Genomic DNA, 15,643 nt, shown 5'->3' on the forward strand with positions numbered 1-15,643 from the left:
TTTAGCGTCTCTCAGCGACGCCTGCTCAGGTTGTCTATTGCCCCCTGAATCCACCTTTTCGCCGTGTCCAGCGTGTGGCTGTCTTCGATCAGGCTGCGCAGCGTGCTCAGCTGTTGTTCAAACAGTCCGTGCGTGCGCAGGTCCTCGGGCTTTTCACCGGGGCCGAGCGGCAGGATATTTTCCAGATAAGTTCCCCCCAGAACCCTGCGAAGGATGCCTTCGCCCAGAAATGCCTCGTCGTTGTTCAGCGTACGAGTTGCCCGCAACAAACGGCGAATATCGTATTGGCCAGGATAGATGTCAGGCACCTGTTTCTTGATGCCAAGAAGGCTGTATACGCCGATGCGAGCCGTGCGAACTGAGCTTTCCAGGGTGAATACCACGTCGTTGTGGGTTTCTACAAATTGACCCAGGCAGGCGAGGTTGGTGGAGCCCTCCGGTACCGCCCAGGGGCGATCACCTCTGGCGCGGGGCATGAACTGAGCTGTGATGTAGGGCATCAGGGCGGTGCGGACTTTGGTGGCGGCGATGACTTCGTCCACCTGGTTGATGAGTCCGAGGTGGTAACACAGCTCGATCAGTATTTCCTTGCCAGTACATTCCGGCATAGGCTTTTTCACATAGTCGCCGGGCTTGTCCATCATCAAGGCATAGACCCAAGGCACGATGACATCAGCGGGCTGGTCCGGAAAATGGGGCTGGCGGTTGACGGTGAAGCTCATTAACCAGGCCGAGTCGGTGAAGGTGATGATGCCGCCAGTGACCGTTTTTCCGGAATAAGGGTCGTTGACTGACAGTTCTTTCAGCTTCTCCGTCAGCGGCGACGGTCTGCAGGTCAGTGTTGCCGACTCCCATGTTGAAGCGGGTACGTTACCGCAGAATTTGTCAGGGCGCCCGAACGCCGGTGACTTCCCTGCGAGGTTTCTCCAAAGCTGCCAGCTTGAACCAACGTTAGGGTCCGCCTCGTTTACCCGTAATTCGGGAGCCGTATCGTCATCACCGTAGGCGGTGTCCTCTACGATCGAGCCTGTGGTTACGAACACCAGATCGCGCTGGTGAACCTTGATGGTTTTGTCCCCACTGCTGGTGTGGCACTGGATTCCGGTGGTGGTTTTGGTGTCGCCACTGATATCCATCTCCAGGTCATACACGATGGTGTCGTACTGGACCTTGACGCCCTGTTTCTTCAGCCACGCCATTAATGGGCGAACAAAGCTGTCGTACTGGTTATATTTCGGAAAGACGAGCGAGGTCATGTCGTTCAGACCGTCCATAAGATGCAGGAAACGGTGCATATACAGCTTCATTTCCAGCACCGAATGCCAGTTTTCGAAAGCAAACATGGTGCGCCAGAAGGTGTAGAAGTTGCTGTTCAGAAAGCCCTCGCTGAACCAGTCCTCCACCTTGATGTCGTCCAGGTCTTCCTTGCGTGCCAGGAAAAGCCGTACCAGCTCCAACTGCTGTAGCCGGCTAAGTCCCATTGTTGAAAAGTCCCGGATCTGGCCCTGTTTTTCGAGAAGCCGAGCTTTTGACCAGTTCTTGTCGGAGTCATTTACGATCCGGTACTCGTCGAGCACGGTGAAAGGCTCGGGTAATTCCAGAGCAGGTATTTCCGAGAACACATCCCAGAAGTTCTGGTAGGTCATCTCCATCTCGCGGCCACCGCGGACGATGTAGCCATCCTCGGCATTGCCCGCGCCATCAAGCGCGCCGCCTTCGACCTCCTGGGATTCAAGAATCGTAATGTTCCCTGCCGGCATGTGGCCGTCCCGGATAAGGAAGAAGGCTGCCGAAAGGCCTCCAATGCCGCTGCCAATGATGTAGGCATGGCGTTTCTCGATGTCCCTGGTGGGCAGTGGACGGTGATTGACGTAGCTCCCATGCAGGTCTGCGGGTGGCAGTGGCGTATCAAGGCCGTTATGTAGGTGCCTGGATGAGGCGTCCGGAGTTACATCCACGGCTTGTTTGGTCATGGCGTCAATGTGAGTTTTAAGACGGGAGGTATCGAATTTGGGCGATTGACGGCGGGTCATGGTGGTCTCCTTCCTGGGAGTATGTTTGGTGCGTAAACGGCCAGCTGTGTTTATAGCATGGGGTGGCCCTTCGCCCGATGATCAGGGTCAAGGCGGTGCTCTTTCGGGAGCTGCGCTGTTTAAATTTGTAATTTCCGGATCATTAGCGGCGCTGAATTCACATGGCCCGCAGTAGGCGTTATTTTAATTAAGTAATAAAAACATAAGGTTGCGATCAGTCTTAAGGATTTTTTGGAGTTACATTGGATGTCTTGATGTTGTCAATTGTAAGTGTCATTTTTCTGACGAATTTGGGCGCGTGAATCGGAGCCGAGTCGCAAAACATCACAAAGCCGGGGTGTATCATTTTTGTACTATGTCAAATAAACGGTGCAAAAACATGTCAAATCGCGGCAATAAAATGGTTAAGCAAGGACTGCTGATTTTACCCCTGGCGGCACTGCTTTCCGGCTGCGGTCTGGATTTTTCCGAGGATAACAGCGTCACTGGGAGTAGCGGCGCGCCGTTGCAGGACTCAGGCGAGCCGATGGCTCAGGTTGCGGGGGCCGCAATAAAGGGTGTGATTCGACAGGGCCTGGTAACGGCTAATCGTCTGGAGTCAGACAAAGCGGGAATTTATGTCGCTGACCGATTGGCTGCGAAGCCGGTACGAACGGCTGACGACGGCAGTTATGAGTTGCGTTTGCGTGGTAAAGCTGACGGTTGGGCTTTGGTGGAACTTCGGGCCGATCAGTCCACGCGTATGGTCTGTGACGTGTTGCCAGGTTGTGACCAGGCGAATGGTGAAACAGTTGCTTTCGGTCAGACCCTGGGCCTGGGCAGCGACTTTGCGCTTCGTGGTGCCGGGGATCTGATTACCGAGACAGTGTACCTGACACCGCTGACTCATCTGGCGGTGGCCCTGGCGGAGCGCAACAGCGAGGGGCTTTCCCCGGCTGCGCTGTCGACTGCGTATCAGACCGTTGAGGGCTGGTTCGGCCTGTCTGCTGGCGCCCTGAGACTCTCGCCGCCGGACCTTACCCGGCTCGATCAGTTGGGTGAGGTTTCTGCCGACGCGTTGCAGGTGGCAATAGCCAACGCGGCCTTCCTGGCATTGGTAAATGACAATGCCCAATGGCAAAGTATTGCCGATGTTCTCCAGAATATGACCACGCAGGTTGCTGCCACCGGCCAGATCGACATCATGGGCGACGGCATTAATCTGTCATTGGCGGATATTGTTGCCGCCGCCGCCGCGCAGTCGTCCGAGCTTCAGCTGACGGTAGATTCAAGCATCATCAGCCAGAAACTGGTGATCGTGGAATATCGCAACGTGCAGCGATTCAAGACCATTGCCGATGTCTACAGCGAACCCGATACCAGTGTCGCAGATACGACGGATACGACGGAGGCGCCAGCCACCTCAACAATCAACGATACTTCGGTTGCTGATAGCTCCGACACTTCCGGGACGACCACCGGAGACGCCACGACAGAGGCTCCTGTCACAGATACCGTTCCGGAACCGGCCTTGCCCGCAAATACTGCTGTGCTCAGTTGGACAGCACCACTGACACGGGTTAACGGCGACAGCCTGACTATGGGCGAGATTGCGGGCTTCGAGGTGGTTTATGGTACGGACCCGGATGCACTGGACAATACCCTTGCTATCGGCGACGCGTCCGTTGAAGAGTTGTTGGTGGACGAGTTGACAGCGGGCACCTGGTATTTTGCCATGCGCACTCTCGATACGGATGGCAATCGAAGCGCTCTGTCCGGAACGGTTAACAAGCAGATTTGAGCCGAGTAAGACCCCGGTTAATTTGAACAGTTCTGTTGTCAGAGGCCGGTTACTGGGGGCGAATCACTTGGCTTTTCCGAGACTTCAGTCATCGTTGCCTCGCTCAGTAACAGCATACTGGCTACGGATACTGCGTTCTCAAGGGCAATACGCACCACTTTTGTGGGGTCAACAATGCCTGCCCCCATCAGGTCCGTGTAGGTGTTACTGGCAGCGTCGAAACCTTTGTTGCCCTTGCTTTTGAGCATCTGGGCGACAATTACGCCACCGTCAACGCCAGAGTTTTCGGCGATCGTGCGAGCCGGGGATCCGAGGGCCCGTAAAAGGATCTGTATTCCGGTTTTTTCGTCCCCGTCCAGCGTCTTAAGCTGACGTTCCAGAACAGCCGAACAGCGAAGCAAGGCAAGGCCTCCACCTGGAACGATGCCTTCGGCGACTGCCGCTTTGGTGGCCGAGATGGCATCGTCCAGGGCATCCTTTTTCGCTTTAAGCTCGGACTCTGCGGGCGCTCCGACCCGGATGACTGCTATGCCTCCGGTGAGTTTTGCCAGCCTTTTCTGGAGGTTTTCCCGGTCATAATCACTCGTGGTTTTATCCATCTCCAGGCGAATCTGGGCAATGCGGTTCTTTATTTCCGGTTGAGCTCCGGCGCCGCCGATAATCGTGGTGTTTTCTTTGTCAGCGATTAGCCGCTCGGCGTTACCGAGATGGTCAAGCGTGACATCCTTGATACTGAGTCCGACTTCCTCGGAAATGACCGTCGCGCCCGTGAGTGTCGCGAGGTCTCCCAGCATTGCCTTGCGCCGGTCACCGAACCCCGGTGCTTTGACGGCAACACTGTGCAGAATGCCTCGAACCTGGTTTACCACCAGGGTCGCGAGAGCTTCGGCCTCGACGTCCTCGGCAATGATGGCGAGAGGTCTGGCTGACTTGGCTACCTGTTCAAGTAGCGGCACGATATCCTGGAGGGCATTGATACGGCGGTCGCTGAGAAGGATGTAAGGTTTCTCAAGCTCCACCTCCATTTTTTCAGGATGAGTCACAAAATATGGTGAAAGGTAGCCTCGCTCAAAGCGCATACCCTCTACGACGTCCAGCACCGTTTCAGTGGTTTTCGATTCTTCAACCGTAATTACGCCCTCATCGCCGACACGCTCCATCGCCTCAGCCACCAGCGCTCCAATGGACTCATCATTGTGAGCGGAGATAGCGGCTACCTGCTGCTTTTCCTTGCGGGTTTGAACGGGCTGGGACAACTCATGCAGGCGTTCTGTTACCAGCGCCAGACCAAGATCAAACCCCTTTTTCAGGTCGATTGCGCTGGCACCTGCGACCACGTTTCGAACCCCGTCTGTGTAAAGCGCACTAGCCAGTATGGTCGCTGTGCTGGTGCCATCACCAACAGCATCGGCTGTCTTTTCGGCAGCCTGTCGGAGCATTTGTATGCCGAGGTTTTCAACGCGATCTTCCACGCTGGCTTCCCGGGCGATGGTCACGCCGTCATTACATACCAGCGGCGGACCGTAGGATTTCTCAATCAGAACGGATTTTGATTTTGGCCCAAGTGTAATTCCCACCGCCCGGGCCAGTTCGTTTACCCCAGCGAGTAACTTTTGTCGGGCCGGGTTATCAAACAAAAGCTCTTTGCGTGCCATAAACTACTCCGCATCAGTCAGGGGAACGGTTACCAACTGGACCCGTTTATAACTTTGGCGGCAGGCCGCCTGAAAATCATGATCCAGGTCATGAAGCAGCGAGATAATAACGGCGGGCGACGTAAAAACCTTTTATTAAGACTTTACTCAACATTGACAGAATTCTTCGACTTGCCAAAGCTTAGGTGAGGGAATGATTCGGTGGGCGGCTTGTTCACCGTAACGGTTGAAAGGGCCCGGAATGGAAAACTTTGGCGATGCTTCTGTCATTACACTGGACGGGTTGCAATGCCTTCTTGATGCATTGACCGAGCGAGGCTTCGAGGTCGTCGGGCCAAGAGTCCGTGACGAGGCTATTGTTTATGATCAGCTCTCCTGTATCGACGATCTCCCGGCCGGCTGGACCGATGAACAGGACGGGGGGCACTATCGTTTGAAGCCCCGGGCCGACGATGCCCTGTTCGGTTATGCAGTTGGCCCCTATAGCTGGAAACGTTTTTTGCATCCGCCTCGGGTCTCTCTGTGGCACGCAACGCTTGATGAGGACCAACTCCGGTTTGTGGCCGCTGAAGATAAGCCACCGCGTTACGCGTTTCTGGGCGTGCGGGCCTGTGAGCTTGCAGCCATTGGCATTCAAGACCGGGTGTTGATGGGAGACCAGTATCCCGACCCCCATTATAAAAGCCGCCGCGAGCGCGCCTTTCTGGTAGCACTCAATTGCTCCGAAGCGGGCGGTACCTGTTTTTGCGACTCCATGAATACCGGGCCTGAAGTCGGCAGTGGGTATGATCTTGTCCTCACTGAGCTGCTGGCCGACGATCATCACCTTTTCCTCATTCGGGCTGGATCAGAGGAAGGTGCAGAAATTCTTGCCGGGTTGCCCCGTGAAGAGGCTACCGAGACCCATCACGCCGCAGCTACGGCAGTCGTTGAGCGAACCCGCAACAACATGGGGAGAAAGATGCCGCAGGTGGCCATTCCCGCGCTTCTGCTGGATAACCTGGAACATCCCCGCTGGGACGATGTTGCCGAGCGCTGTCTGAGCTGTGCCAATTGCACCATGGTTTGCCCGACATGCTTTTGTACCACCATGGAAGATACTTCTGACCTCGAAGGTGTAACAGCTGAGAGCAGTCGACGCTGGGACTCCTGTTTTAACGCGGACTTTTCCTATATTCACGGTGGGAGTCTCCGCCAATCGACCCGGTCCCGCTATCGCCAGTGGATGACTCACAAATTGGCTACCTGGGTGGATCAGTTTGGCATGTCGGGCTGCGTGGGTTGTGGCCGGTGCATCAGCTGGTGTCCTGTAGGCATCGATATCACCGAGGAAGTGAGCGCCATTCAGGGTGATACCCTCCCAGGAGAAGAAACATGAAATCCATCGCCCAAATCGTATGCGAACACCCATTTTTCGAGGGGCTGGATACCGAATTCTGTGACCTCATGTGTGGCTGTGCGCGAAATGTCCGGTTCAACGCTGGGGAATACCTTTTTCATCAGGGCGACGACGCAGATTATCTGTATCTGGTTCGCCATGGCCAAGTGGCGCTTGAACTTGCGGTGCCGGGGAAAGCGCCTGTCCGCTTTCAAACCCTGCATGATGGCGATGTGGTGGGAATATCCTGGATCTTGCCTCCCTATCACTGGGCCTGTGATGCCCGCGCGATAGGCCTGACCCGGGCGATTGCGATGGACGCCCATTGCTTGCGGAACAAATGCGATCAGGACCCGGCTTTGGGTTACGCAGTCCTGAACCGGTTGCTCCCGATATTGGCGGGGCGGCTTCACGCAACGCAAATGCAGATTCTGGATGTGTACGGCGCGCCGGAGGGGCCAGCAGGGTGACCTCAACGGATTTCTGGTTGCCTGAGCCGGTCCGGGTTCTGCGCCGACAGCAGGAGCTGGAGACCACCTGGACTCTGGAGCTTGAGCCAGGGAAGGCCGGAGGGCGACCCTGTATACCGGGGCAGTTCAACATGCTGTATATGTTCGGAGTGGGGGAGGTTCCTATCAGTATCAGTGGTGACACCAGTCTGGCGGAGAGCCTGGTTCATACAATCCGGGCAGTCGGGCCTGTGTCGAGGCAGTTGGCGGCTCTGCAACCGATGGCCACGGTGGGTTTGCGCGGGCCATTTGGTGTCGGGTGGCCAATGGCGGCCGCGGAGGGATCGGATCTCCTGCTTGTTGCTGGCGGGTTGGGGCTGGCACCGTTACGGCCTGCTATCTACCACGTGTTAAACAACCGGGAGCGTTATGGTCGTGTGTTGCTGTTATATGGCACACGCAGCCCTGAAGACATCCTTTTCCACGATCAGTTGGAAGAGTGGAGCAAGCTTCCGGACTTTGAAGTCCATATAACGGTGGATCATGCCGGTAGCGATTGGCAGGGCAAGGTTGGTGTGGTCCCCGCTTTGGTGCCGACGCTGGCGTTCGATCCGGAAGACACCGTTGCCATGGTGTGCGGGCCGGAAGTCATGATGCGGTTCACCGCAAGTGCACTGCGCGGTGCCGGCGTAGAGGATGACGCTATTTTTCTGTCCATGGAGCGGAACATGAAATGTGCCCTGGGGCACTGCGGTCATTGCCAGTTCGGGGCCACGTTTATCTGCAAGGATGGTCCGGTACTGTCGTTTGACCGGGTCCGTGGGTTGCTGAGTCTCAAGGAGTTCTGATATGCCCCGCACTGACCAAAAACCGAGGCTGGCAGTCTGGAAGTTTGCCTCGTGCGATGGCTGTCAGCTGAGTTTGCTGGATTGCGAGGATGAGTTACTGCGCGTTGCCGGAGCGGTTGAGATTGCCTATTTCCCGGAAGCCACCCGCAGCAGTATTCGGGGTACCTACGACCTTTCTCTGGTCGAAGGATCGATCACCACCGCCCACGATGCCGAACGCATCCAGGAGGTGCGCCGGCGGTCCCGCACCCTGGTGACAATCGGTGCCTGTGCCACTGCCGGGGGCATTCAGGCGTTGCGGAACTTCGCTGACATCGACGATTTTCTCTCTGCCGTCTATGCGCACCCCGAGTACATCGAGACCCTGTCCACCTCGACACCTATCTCTGATCACGTGCCTGTGGACTTTGAGTTGCGTGGCTGTCCGATCAGCAAGTCCCAGTTGCTGGAAGTCATCTCAGCGTTCCTGCGCGGGCGACGCCCCGTTACACCGGCGCACAGCGTATGCCTGGACTGCAAACTCAAGGGCAATGTCTGCGTAACGGTCGCTCATGGCACGCCTTGCCTGGGGCCGGTGACTCACGCTGGCTGCGATGCTTTGTGCCCGTCCTACAATCGGGGCTGTTACGGCTGTTATGGACCCAAGGAAAATCCGAATGCGTCGGCCCTGAGTGAGCGACTGGATCAACTGGGAATGAATCAGGACGAGCGCCTGCGCTTTTATCGGACATTCAATGCATGGGCCGATCCTTTCCGGGAGGAGAGTGAACGTCATGAGCCGTAAGACCATAAAAGTGAACTATCTGGCCCGGGTGGAAGGTGAGGGCGCGCTCAATGTGACGGTTCGAGATGGTCAGGTCCGTAATGCCGAATTGCGGATTTTCGAACCACCGCGCTTTTTCGAGGGGTTGCTGCGCGGACGGGATTACTCAGAGGCGCCGGATGTCACCGCCCGTATCTGCGGTATCTGCCCGGTCGCATACCAGATGAGTTCTGTAAATGCGATGGAAAACGCACTGGGCATTGATGTGGACGGGCCACTGCGAGCATTACGACGGTTGCTCTATTGCGGTGAATGGATTGAAAGCCACGCGCTCCACATCTACATGCTGCATGCACCGGATTTTCTGGGTTACGCCGGGGCGGTGGATATGGCCAAGGATTATCCCGACATTGTCAAACGGGGGCTGGCCCTGAAAAAAGCCGGTAACGCCATCATGGCGCTGGTGGGTGGCCGCGAAATCCATCCCATCAATGTGCGCGTGGGTGGGTTCTATCGGACCCCGACCCGAAAGGAACTGGCGCCTCTGGCTGAAGCCTTGAAGCAGGCCCGTGACGATGCGCTGGCAACGGTGCGCTGGACGGCCGGCCTGGACATTCCGGAAGCCGATCGCGATTACCATCTGGTGGCGCTGCACCATCCGGATGAGTACCCCATGAATGCTGGGCGAATTATTTCCAGTCGCGGTCTGGATATCGCTGTTGAGGACTACAATCAGCACTTCGTGGAGTCCCACGTCCAACGTTCGACAGCGTTGCATTCGCACCTGCGAGAGCACGACTGCTATCTGGTCGGACCCCTGGCGCGCTACAGCCTCAATTTTGACCAGCTTTCCCCTATGGCACGGGAGGCTGCTAAAGACGCGGGCCTGGGCGCCACCTGCAATAACCCTTTTCAAAGCATTGTGGTGCGGAGCATTGAAGTGCTGTACGCCTGTGACGAGGCTCTGCGGCTGATAGACGCTTACCAGGAACCCGAACAGCCTTTTCTGGCTCATGAGCCGAAGGCCTCGGAGGGCTTTGGGTGCACTGAGGCACCAAGAGGGCTGCTATTCCACCGCTATCGGCTGGATGCAGAAGGCCGGATCCAGGAGGCGCAAATCGTGCCCCCCACATCGCAGAATCAGCCCAGCATCGAAGCCGACTTGAAGGAAATGGTAGGCGGCTGGTTGGATTTGCCGGCCGATGTGCTTCGGGAGCGCTGTGAACAGACCATTCGGAACTACGACCCCTGCATCTCCTGCGCAACGCACTTTTTGAAGCTGGATGTCCGCCATGAGTAATTCCTTCAAGTCCGTCAGGATCATTGCCATTGGTAACACGGATCGGGGAGATGATGCGGTCGGGCCTGCGGTGGTGCAGGCACTTCAGGGCCGGTTGCCGGAATCGGTCAGTGCCTTTGAGCACAATGGTGAAGTTGCGGGGCTGATGGATTGTATGGACGGAGCCGAGGCTGTGTATCTGGTTGATGCCGCAGCAATGGGACTGGAGCCTGGCAGTCTTCGGGCTTTCGATGCCAGCGAGAAGCCCTTGCCATCACTGGGTGGTGCGTATTCGTCTCATGCGTTGGGGCTGTCTGAGGCTGTTGAGTTGGCGCGGGCCCTGGGCGTGCTGCCCCCGGTGTGCCGCGTTTTTGCAGTGGAGGCCGCCACTTTCGAGGCGGGTGAGGGGCTATCGGCGCCTGTAGATGCGGCCATTCCCAAGGTAACCCAGGCCTTGCTCGATGCCATTGCACAGGAGGATGGAAATGCATGAGACGGCGCTGGTCAAGAACCTGGTTCAGAAGCTTCAGGCGATTTGTACTGAGGAGAAAGCAGACCGGGTTGTGGACATCACGGTCTGGTTGGGGGCGCTTTGCCACATGTCTCCGGACCACTTCAGCGAACACTTTCGACAGGAAGCAGCAGGTACCTGCGCTGAGCGGGCACGCCTGAAGATTGAGTCCTCGGACGATATCAATCATGCCAATGCCCAGGATGTTCTGTTGCAAAGCCTGGAACTGGAGATGGACGACGAGGCGTTACAGTGACGCAGGATAGCACCGCCGAACCACCCCTGACTCGTTGGCGGGTCTGTGTTCGGGGCATTGTTCAGGGCGTGGGTTTTCGCCCCTTTGTCTATCGCCAGGCTACGGATCTGGGGGTCACAGGGTGGGTTGGAAACTCACCCGAGGGAGTGGAGATTGAGGCGGAAGGTCATCCGTTGGTGTTGAAACAGTTGGTCTCCGCGTTGATACAACATGCTCCGGCAAATGCCCGCATTGACGATGTTCACACAGAACCCGTTGCCCACCCCGGGGCGTTTCGGGAATTCAGCATTCGGGAGAGCCAAAAGCGCGGGGAGGCCTCCGCGCAGTTGCCTGCGGACTGGGCCACGTGTCAGCAATGTCTGCAGGAGTTGTATGACCCCGATAACCGACGCTACCGGTATCCCTTTATCAATTGCACGGATTGCGGCCCCCGTTACAGCCTGATCGAGGCGTTGCCCTATGATCGGGCGAATACCGCGATGAAACACTTTCAGATGTGTGGTCGTTGTCTGGAGGAATACCATGACCCGGCCAGCCGGCGTTTCCATGCCGAGGCTGCGGCCTGCCCGGACTGTGGCCCGCATCTGGCTTTTTGCAGAAGCGATGGTGACACTTTGGCGGAAGGCGGCGCGGCACTGGCTGTGGCGGTCAGTCGCTTGGCCGCTGGCGAGATCATTGCCCTCAAGGGGGTGGGCGGATTTCAGCTTCTGGTCGACGCCCGGAAGCTCCAGAGAGTACAAAGACTGCGTGAGCGAAAAGGTCGGCCCGACAAGCCGCTTGCCGTTATGTTCGGTTCTATGGAGTCCCTGCAAGTGGCTTGCCCGGTAACGGAGCAGGAACGCCAGTTGCTTGCCGGCCCGGAGCGGCCGATTGTTTTGTTGCACACGCGCAACCATGGTCTGGCTGACAACATAGCCCCGGGCAGGTCGGAGCTTGGGGTGATGCTGCCCTCTACCCCGCTGCATGAGCTGTTGCTGCGGGATCTGGGATTCCCGGTTGTCGCCACAAGCGGTAACAGGAGCGGTGAGCCGATTGCGATCGATAACAGTGACGCGCGGGCACGGCTTGCCGATATCGCCGATGGTTTTCTGGTCCATGACCGTTCGATTTTACGCCCATTGGACGACTCCGTGGCTCACGTGGTGGCTGGCCGCCCGCAACTGCTTCGGCGTGCGCGTGGCTACTCGCCGAACCTGTTCTTGTCTTTCCCGATGCTCCCGGGGTGGGGCGCCACTGGCGGCCACCTGAAAACCACGGTAGCACTGAGCACCGATGCCGGAGTGGTGTTGAGTCAGCACCTTGGAGATATGGACAGTGTGTTGGGCCGGGAAGGTTTCGAACACACTGTGGATAGCCTGCAGGGACTGTTTGCTACCCGGGTGCAATGCTGGGCCCATGACGACCACCCCGACTACTACACAACGCGCCGGGCACAGGAGATGGGACCGGTTCAGCGTCCGGTGCAGCACCATGTAGCCCATATCGCGGCCGTCATGGCCGAGCATGGAATTCGTGAGCCGATACTGGGAGTGGCCTGGGATGGCAGTGGCCTGGGCGAGGACCAGACACTGTGGGGCGGGGAATTCCTGCGAGTAGACTCGCGAGGTTACAAGCGGCTGGCGCACCTGAGGCGATTTCCTCTGCCCGGCGGTGAAGCGGCTGCACGGGAGCCCCGCCGTTCGGCCCTCGGGATTCTGTATGCGTTGATGGGAGAGCCGGTCATGGGCTTTGAGTCGCTGCTGCCGGTGAGCGATTTTTCCCGGGCTGAAAGGAAGCTCCTTTTACAGGCGCTCAAGTCGGGATTGAATGCTCCGGAAACCTCAAGTATCGGTCGCCTTTTTGACGCCGTGGCCGCCTTGGTCGGAATTCGCCAGAAGGCCAGTTATGAAGGGCAGGCGGCAGCAGAACTGGAAGCAATGCAGGGCTGTGAGGCTGGAGCCAGGGCTTACAAGTTTGGCCTGTCCGTGCCGGGCGCAGATCGCCCCTGGCAGGTAGATTGGGAGCCCGTGATTCAGGGCATACTGGCGGACATTGCCCGGAGCGCACCGGTGTCTGAAATTTCCGCTGCCTTTCAACAGGCGCTGGTCAACGTTATTGTCAGAGTGGCGAAACGGGCGGAGCTATCCCGCATTGCTCTGGGTGGCGGGTGTTTTCAGAATGCCTGCCTGCTGGGGACTACCGTAACAGCACTGAACAGAGCCGGTTTTCAGGTTTTCTGGCCCTGCCAGGTGCCGCCCAATGATGGCGGCCTGGCTCTGGGGCAGCTGGCCTGGGCATCTCGGGTACATCAGAACAGGGAGGCATTATGTGTCTGGCCGTACCAGGACGTGTGATCAGCATTGAGGGTGATGATCCACTCACTCGTCAGGGCAGGGTCGATTTCGGCGGTGTCATCAAGTCCGTTAATCTGGCGTATGTGCCGGAAGTGAAGCCTGAGGACTACATCCTGGTGCATGTAGGGTTTGCCATTACGGTGTTGGACCCGCGGGAAGCCGAACGGGTTTTCGAGTATCTGGAAACGCTGCAGCAATGAAATATCGAGACGAATACCGCACAGCCGATGCCGCCCGGGGTTATGCCAATGCCATTGCGCGCATCACGACTCGCCCTTGGACACTCATGGAAGTGTGTGGCGGACAGACCAACGCCATCATGCGCTTCGGGATTGACCAGCTGCTACCGAAAGAGATCTCCCTCATCCATGGGCCGGGTTGCCCCGTCTGTGTGACCCCCATTGATTACATCGACAAGGCTCTGGACATCGCGGGCACACCGGGCGTCATTCTCTGTACGTTTGGCGATATGCTGCGCGTACCCGGAACGAAATCGGACCTGGCGGCCGCTCGTGCCGGGGGTGCCGACGTCCGGGTGGTCTACTCACCCCTGGAGGCGCTCGCCGTGGCTCGCGATCACCCTGGTAACGAGGTGGTTTTCTTTGCAGTGGGGTTCGAAACCACGGCACCAGCCAATGCCATGACCGTCTACCAGGCAGATCGGGAAGGACTTGTGAATTTTTCGGTACTGGTCTCGCAAGTGTTGGTGCCACCGGCGATTTGCGCCCTGTTAGACCGCCCCGGTAACCGTATCCATGGGTTTCTGGCAGCAGGCCACGTTTGCACAATAACCGGTTATGCGGAGTATGAGCCCATTGCACGCCAGCACCGCGTGCCAATCGTGGTGACCGGATTTGAGCCGCTGGACATCCTGGAAGGGGTCTATCGATGCATACACCAGTTGGAGCGGGGCGAGAGCATTGTAGAGAACCAGTATAGCCGGGCAGTTCGCCGCCCGGGTAACCAACTGGCCCAGCAGGTAATGGAGTCGGTTTTCCAGATAGTCCCCAGGCATTGGAGGGGGATGGGAGAGATCACTGCCAGCGGCCTTGGGGTATCGCCGGCGTACCAAACCTTTGACGCCGAAGCCCGTTTCGGTGCGGTGATCAGCCAGGATGAAAGCCAGGGGGAATGCACCAGTGGTGCTGTTTTGCGAGGGGAAACCAGACCCGACCAGTGTCCCGCGTTCGGCACCCGCTGCACGCCCGAGCATCCCCTGGGGGTTACCATGGTCTCCGAGGAGGGGGCCTGTGCCGCCTATTACCGTTATCGCAGACAAGTCCGGAGGCCAGTCGAATGAATGAGGACAGTGAGCAGCACTGCCCACTGAGTAGCGAGGGCCGGGAGCTTGTAAAAATGGCCCACGGTGGCGGTGGACGGGCGACGGCACGGTTGCTCGACAGCCTCTTTCGCCCAGCATTTGATAATCCATGGCTGGAGCGCCAGCATGACGGCGCGGTGCTGGACATGCCCGGAGCCATGGCATTCACGACCGATTCCTTCGTGGTAAGGCCACTATTTTTTCCGGGCTCTGATATCGGAGCAATGGCAGTCCACGGCACGGTGAACGATATTGCGATGTGCGGGGCAGAGCCGCAGTATCTGAGCGCGGGTTTTATCCTGGAGGAAGGCTTGCCATTGGCCACCCTGCGGAGGGTTGTCGATTCCATGGCCGCCGCTGCCAGAGAGACGGGTGTGCGGATAGTCACCGGCGACCTTAAGGTAGTGGAGCGTGGCAAGGCAGACGGCCTTTATATCAATACCGCCGGAGTCGGGAGGGTCGTGGCAAATCACCCGATTGAACCCGGCCAGGTTAGGCCAGGGGACCGGCTATTGCTCAGTGGCGATATCGGCCGGCATGGTATTGCGGTGATGGCTGCACGGGAGAAACTTGATCTGCAATCGGCGATTGAGAGTGATTGTGCGTCAATTGCGCCGCCGGTTATGGCGCTACTCAATGAGGGTATAGCCATACGCTGCCTTCGGGATCTTACCCGTGGCGGCCTCGCCAGTGCGCTGGTGGAAGTGGCTGAAACCGCTGGCCTGGCGGCCCGGATACAGGAAGCGGATATCCCGGTGAGGGAAGACATTTCTGCGGTCTGCGAGCTGTTGGGCCTGGACCCTTTGCATGTGGCTAATGAAGGCCGCTTTATGGCGGTCGTCGCGCCTGAGGATGTTGATCGGGCAATCGACATCCTCAGGCGTCACAGTGTGAGCGAAGCGGCCGTCGATATCGGCCTGTTTCTGGAGGGAAGCGCGGGGTTGGTCACCGCGCAAAGCGTCATTGGCGGCTCCCGTGTTGTCGACATGCTTTCTGGTGAACAGCTGCCCCGCATCTGCTAGCTAATGGTACGGCCT

Annotated in this window: 14 protein-coding genes; 12 read left to right on the forward strand and 2 right to left on the reverse strand. The window is 57.9% G+C overall.

Annotated elements, in window-relative coordinates:
- Positions 1-11 precede the first annotated feature (11 nt).
- Positions 12-2,033 (reverse strand): oleate hydratase, encoded by a 2,022-nt coding sequence (locus BKP64_RS00925; protein ID WP_070964752.1) that lies wholly within the window; start codon positions 2,031-2,033, stop codon positions 12-14.
- 379 nt (positions 2,034-2,412) lie between these two features.
- On the opposite strand from BKP64_RS00925, the gene BKP64_RS00930 reads away from it, so the two are divergent.
- On the forward strand, positions 2,413-3,813 hold the full coding sequence (locus tag BKP64_RS00930; protein ID WP_083329118.1) for a hypothetical protein: 1,401 nt from the start codon (positions 2,413-2,415) through the stop codon (positions 3,811-3,813).
- 38 nt (positions 3,814-3,851) lie between these two features.
- Here the strand turns inward: BKP64_RS00930 and groL are convergent, their stop codons facing one another.
- On the reverse strand, positions 3,852-5,468 hold the full coding sequence (gene groL, locus BKP64_RS00935; RefSeq protein WP_070964754.1) for a chaperonin GroEL: 1,617 nt from the start codon (positions 5,466-5,468) through the stop codon (positions 3,852-3,854).
- Between the two features lie 241 nt (positions 5,469-5,709).
- Here groL and BKP64_RS00940 point away from each other — a divergent pair, with 241 nt between their 5' ends.
- Genes BKP64_RS00940 through hypE form a run of 11 tightly spaced genes read left to right on the forward strand, consistent with a single transcriptional unit; the run spans position 5,710 to position 15,628 of the window.
- The gene (locus BKP64_RS00940; protein ID WP_070964757.1) at positions 5,710-6,846 is read left to right on the forward strand and encodes a 4Fe-4S dicluster domain-containing protein; all 1,137 of its coding nucleotides are present in this window, start codon (positions 5,710-5,712) and stop codon (positions 6,844-6,846) included.
- A complete protein-coding gene (locus tag BKP64_RS00945; RefSeq protein WP_070964761.1) occupies positions 6,843-7,316 on the forward strand; it encodes a cyclic nucleotide-binding domain-containing protein in 474 nt (157 codons plus the stop codon). Before BKP64_RS00940 ends, BKP64_RS00945 begins: the two co-directional genes overlap by 4 nt.
- Positions 7,313-8,143, forward strand: coding sequence for an FAD/NAD(P)-binding protein (locus tag BKP64_RS00950; protein WP_070964764.1), 831 nt, complete (start codon positions 7,313-7,315; stop codon positions 8,141-8,143). Before BKP64_RS00945 ends, BKP64_RS00950 begins: the two co-directional genes overlap by 4 nt.
- A gap of 1 nt (position 8,144) precedes the next feature.
- On the forward strand, positions 8,145-8,927 hold the full coding sequence (locus BKP64_RS00955) for an NADH-quinone oxidoreductase subunit B family protein (protein WP_070964767.1): 783 nt from the start codon (positions 8,145-8,147) through the stop codon (positions 8,925-8,927).
- Positions 8,917-10,206: a Ni/Fe hydrogenase subunit alpha gene (locus tag BKP64_RS00960; protein ID WP_070964769.1), complete on the forward strand. Its 1,290-nt coding sequence runs from the start codon at positions 8,917-8,919 to the stop codon at positions 10,204-10,206. The genes BKP64_RS00955 and BKP64_RS00960 overlap by 11 nt, the downstream gene beginning before the upstream one ends.
- Positions 10,199-10,678, forward strand: coding sequence for a hydrogenase maturation protease (locus BKP64_RS00965; RefSeq protein ID WP_083329119.1), 480 nt, complete (start codon positions 10,199-10,201; stop codon positions 10,676-10,678). Before BKP64_RS00960 ends, BKP64_RS00965 begins: the two co-directional genes overlap by 8 nt.
- On the forward strand, positions 10,671-10,952 hold the full coding sequence (locus BKP64_RS00970; protein WP_070964774.1) for a hydrogenase/urease maturation nickel metallochaperone HypA: 282 nt from the start codon (positions 10,671-10,673) through the stop codon (positions 10,950-10,952). The genes BKP64_RS00965 and BKP64_RS00970 overlap by 8 nt, the downstream gene beginning before the upstream one ends.
- On the forward strand, positions 10,949-13,285 hold the full coding sequence (hypF, locus tag BKP64_RS00975; RefSeq protein WP_070964777.1) for a carbamoyltransferase HypF: 2,337 nt from the start codon (positions 10,949-10,951) through the stop codon (positions 13,283-13,285). The genes BKP64_RS00970 and hypF overlap by 4 nt, the downstream gene beginning before the upstream one ends.
- Positions 13,258-13,485 carry a HypC/HybG/HupF family hydrogenase formation chaperone gene (locus BKP64_RS00980; RefSeq protein WP_070964780.1) on the forward strand — a complete coding sequence of 76 codons (228 nt, stop codon included), beginning with the start codon at positions 13,258-13,260 and terminating at the stop codon, positions 13,483-13,485. Before hypF ends, BKP64_RS00980 begins: the two co-directional genes overlap by 28 nt.
- Positions 13,482-14,585: a hydrogenase formation protein HypD gene (hypD, locus tag BKP64_RS00985; protein ID WP_070964782.1), complete on the forward strand. Its 1,104-nt coding sequence runs from the start codon at positions 13,482-13,484 to the stop codon at positions 14,583-14,585. The genes BKP64_RS00980 and hypD overlap by 4 nt, the downstream gene beginning before the upstream one ends.
- Positions 14,582-15,628 carry a hydrogenase expression/formation protein HypE gene (gene hypE / locus BKP64_RS00990; RefSeq protein ID WP_070964786.1) on the forward strand — a complete coding sequence of 349 codons (1,047 nt, stop codon included), beginning with the start codon at positions 14,582-14,584 and terminating at the stop codon, positions 15,626-15,628. The genes hypD and hypE overlap by 4 nt, the downstream gene beginning before the upstream one ends.
- Positions 15,629-15,643: the final 15 nt, after the last annotated feature.

This window comes from Marinobacter salinus, assembly GCF_001854125.1.
Taxonomy (GTDB): domain Bacteria; phylum Pseudomonadota; class Gammaproteobacteria; order Pseudomonadales; family Oleiphilaceae; genus Marinobacter; species Marinobacter salinus.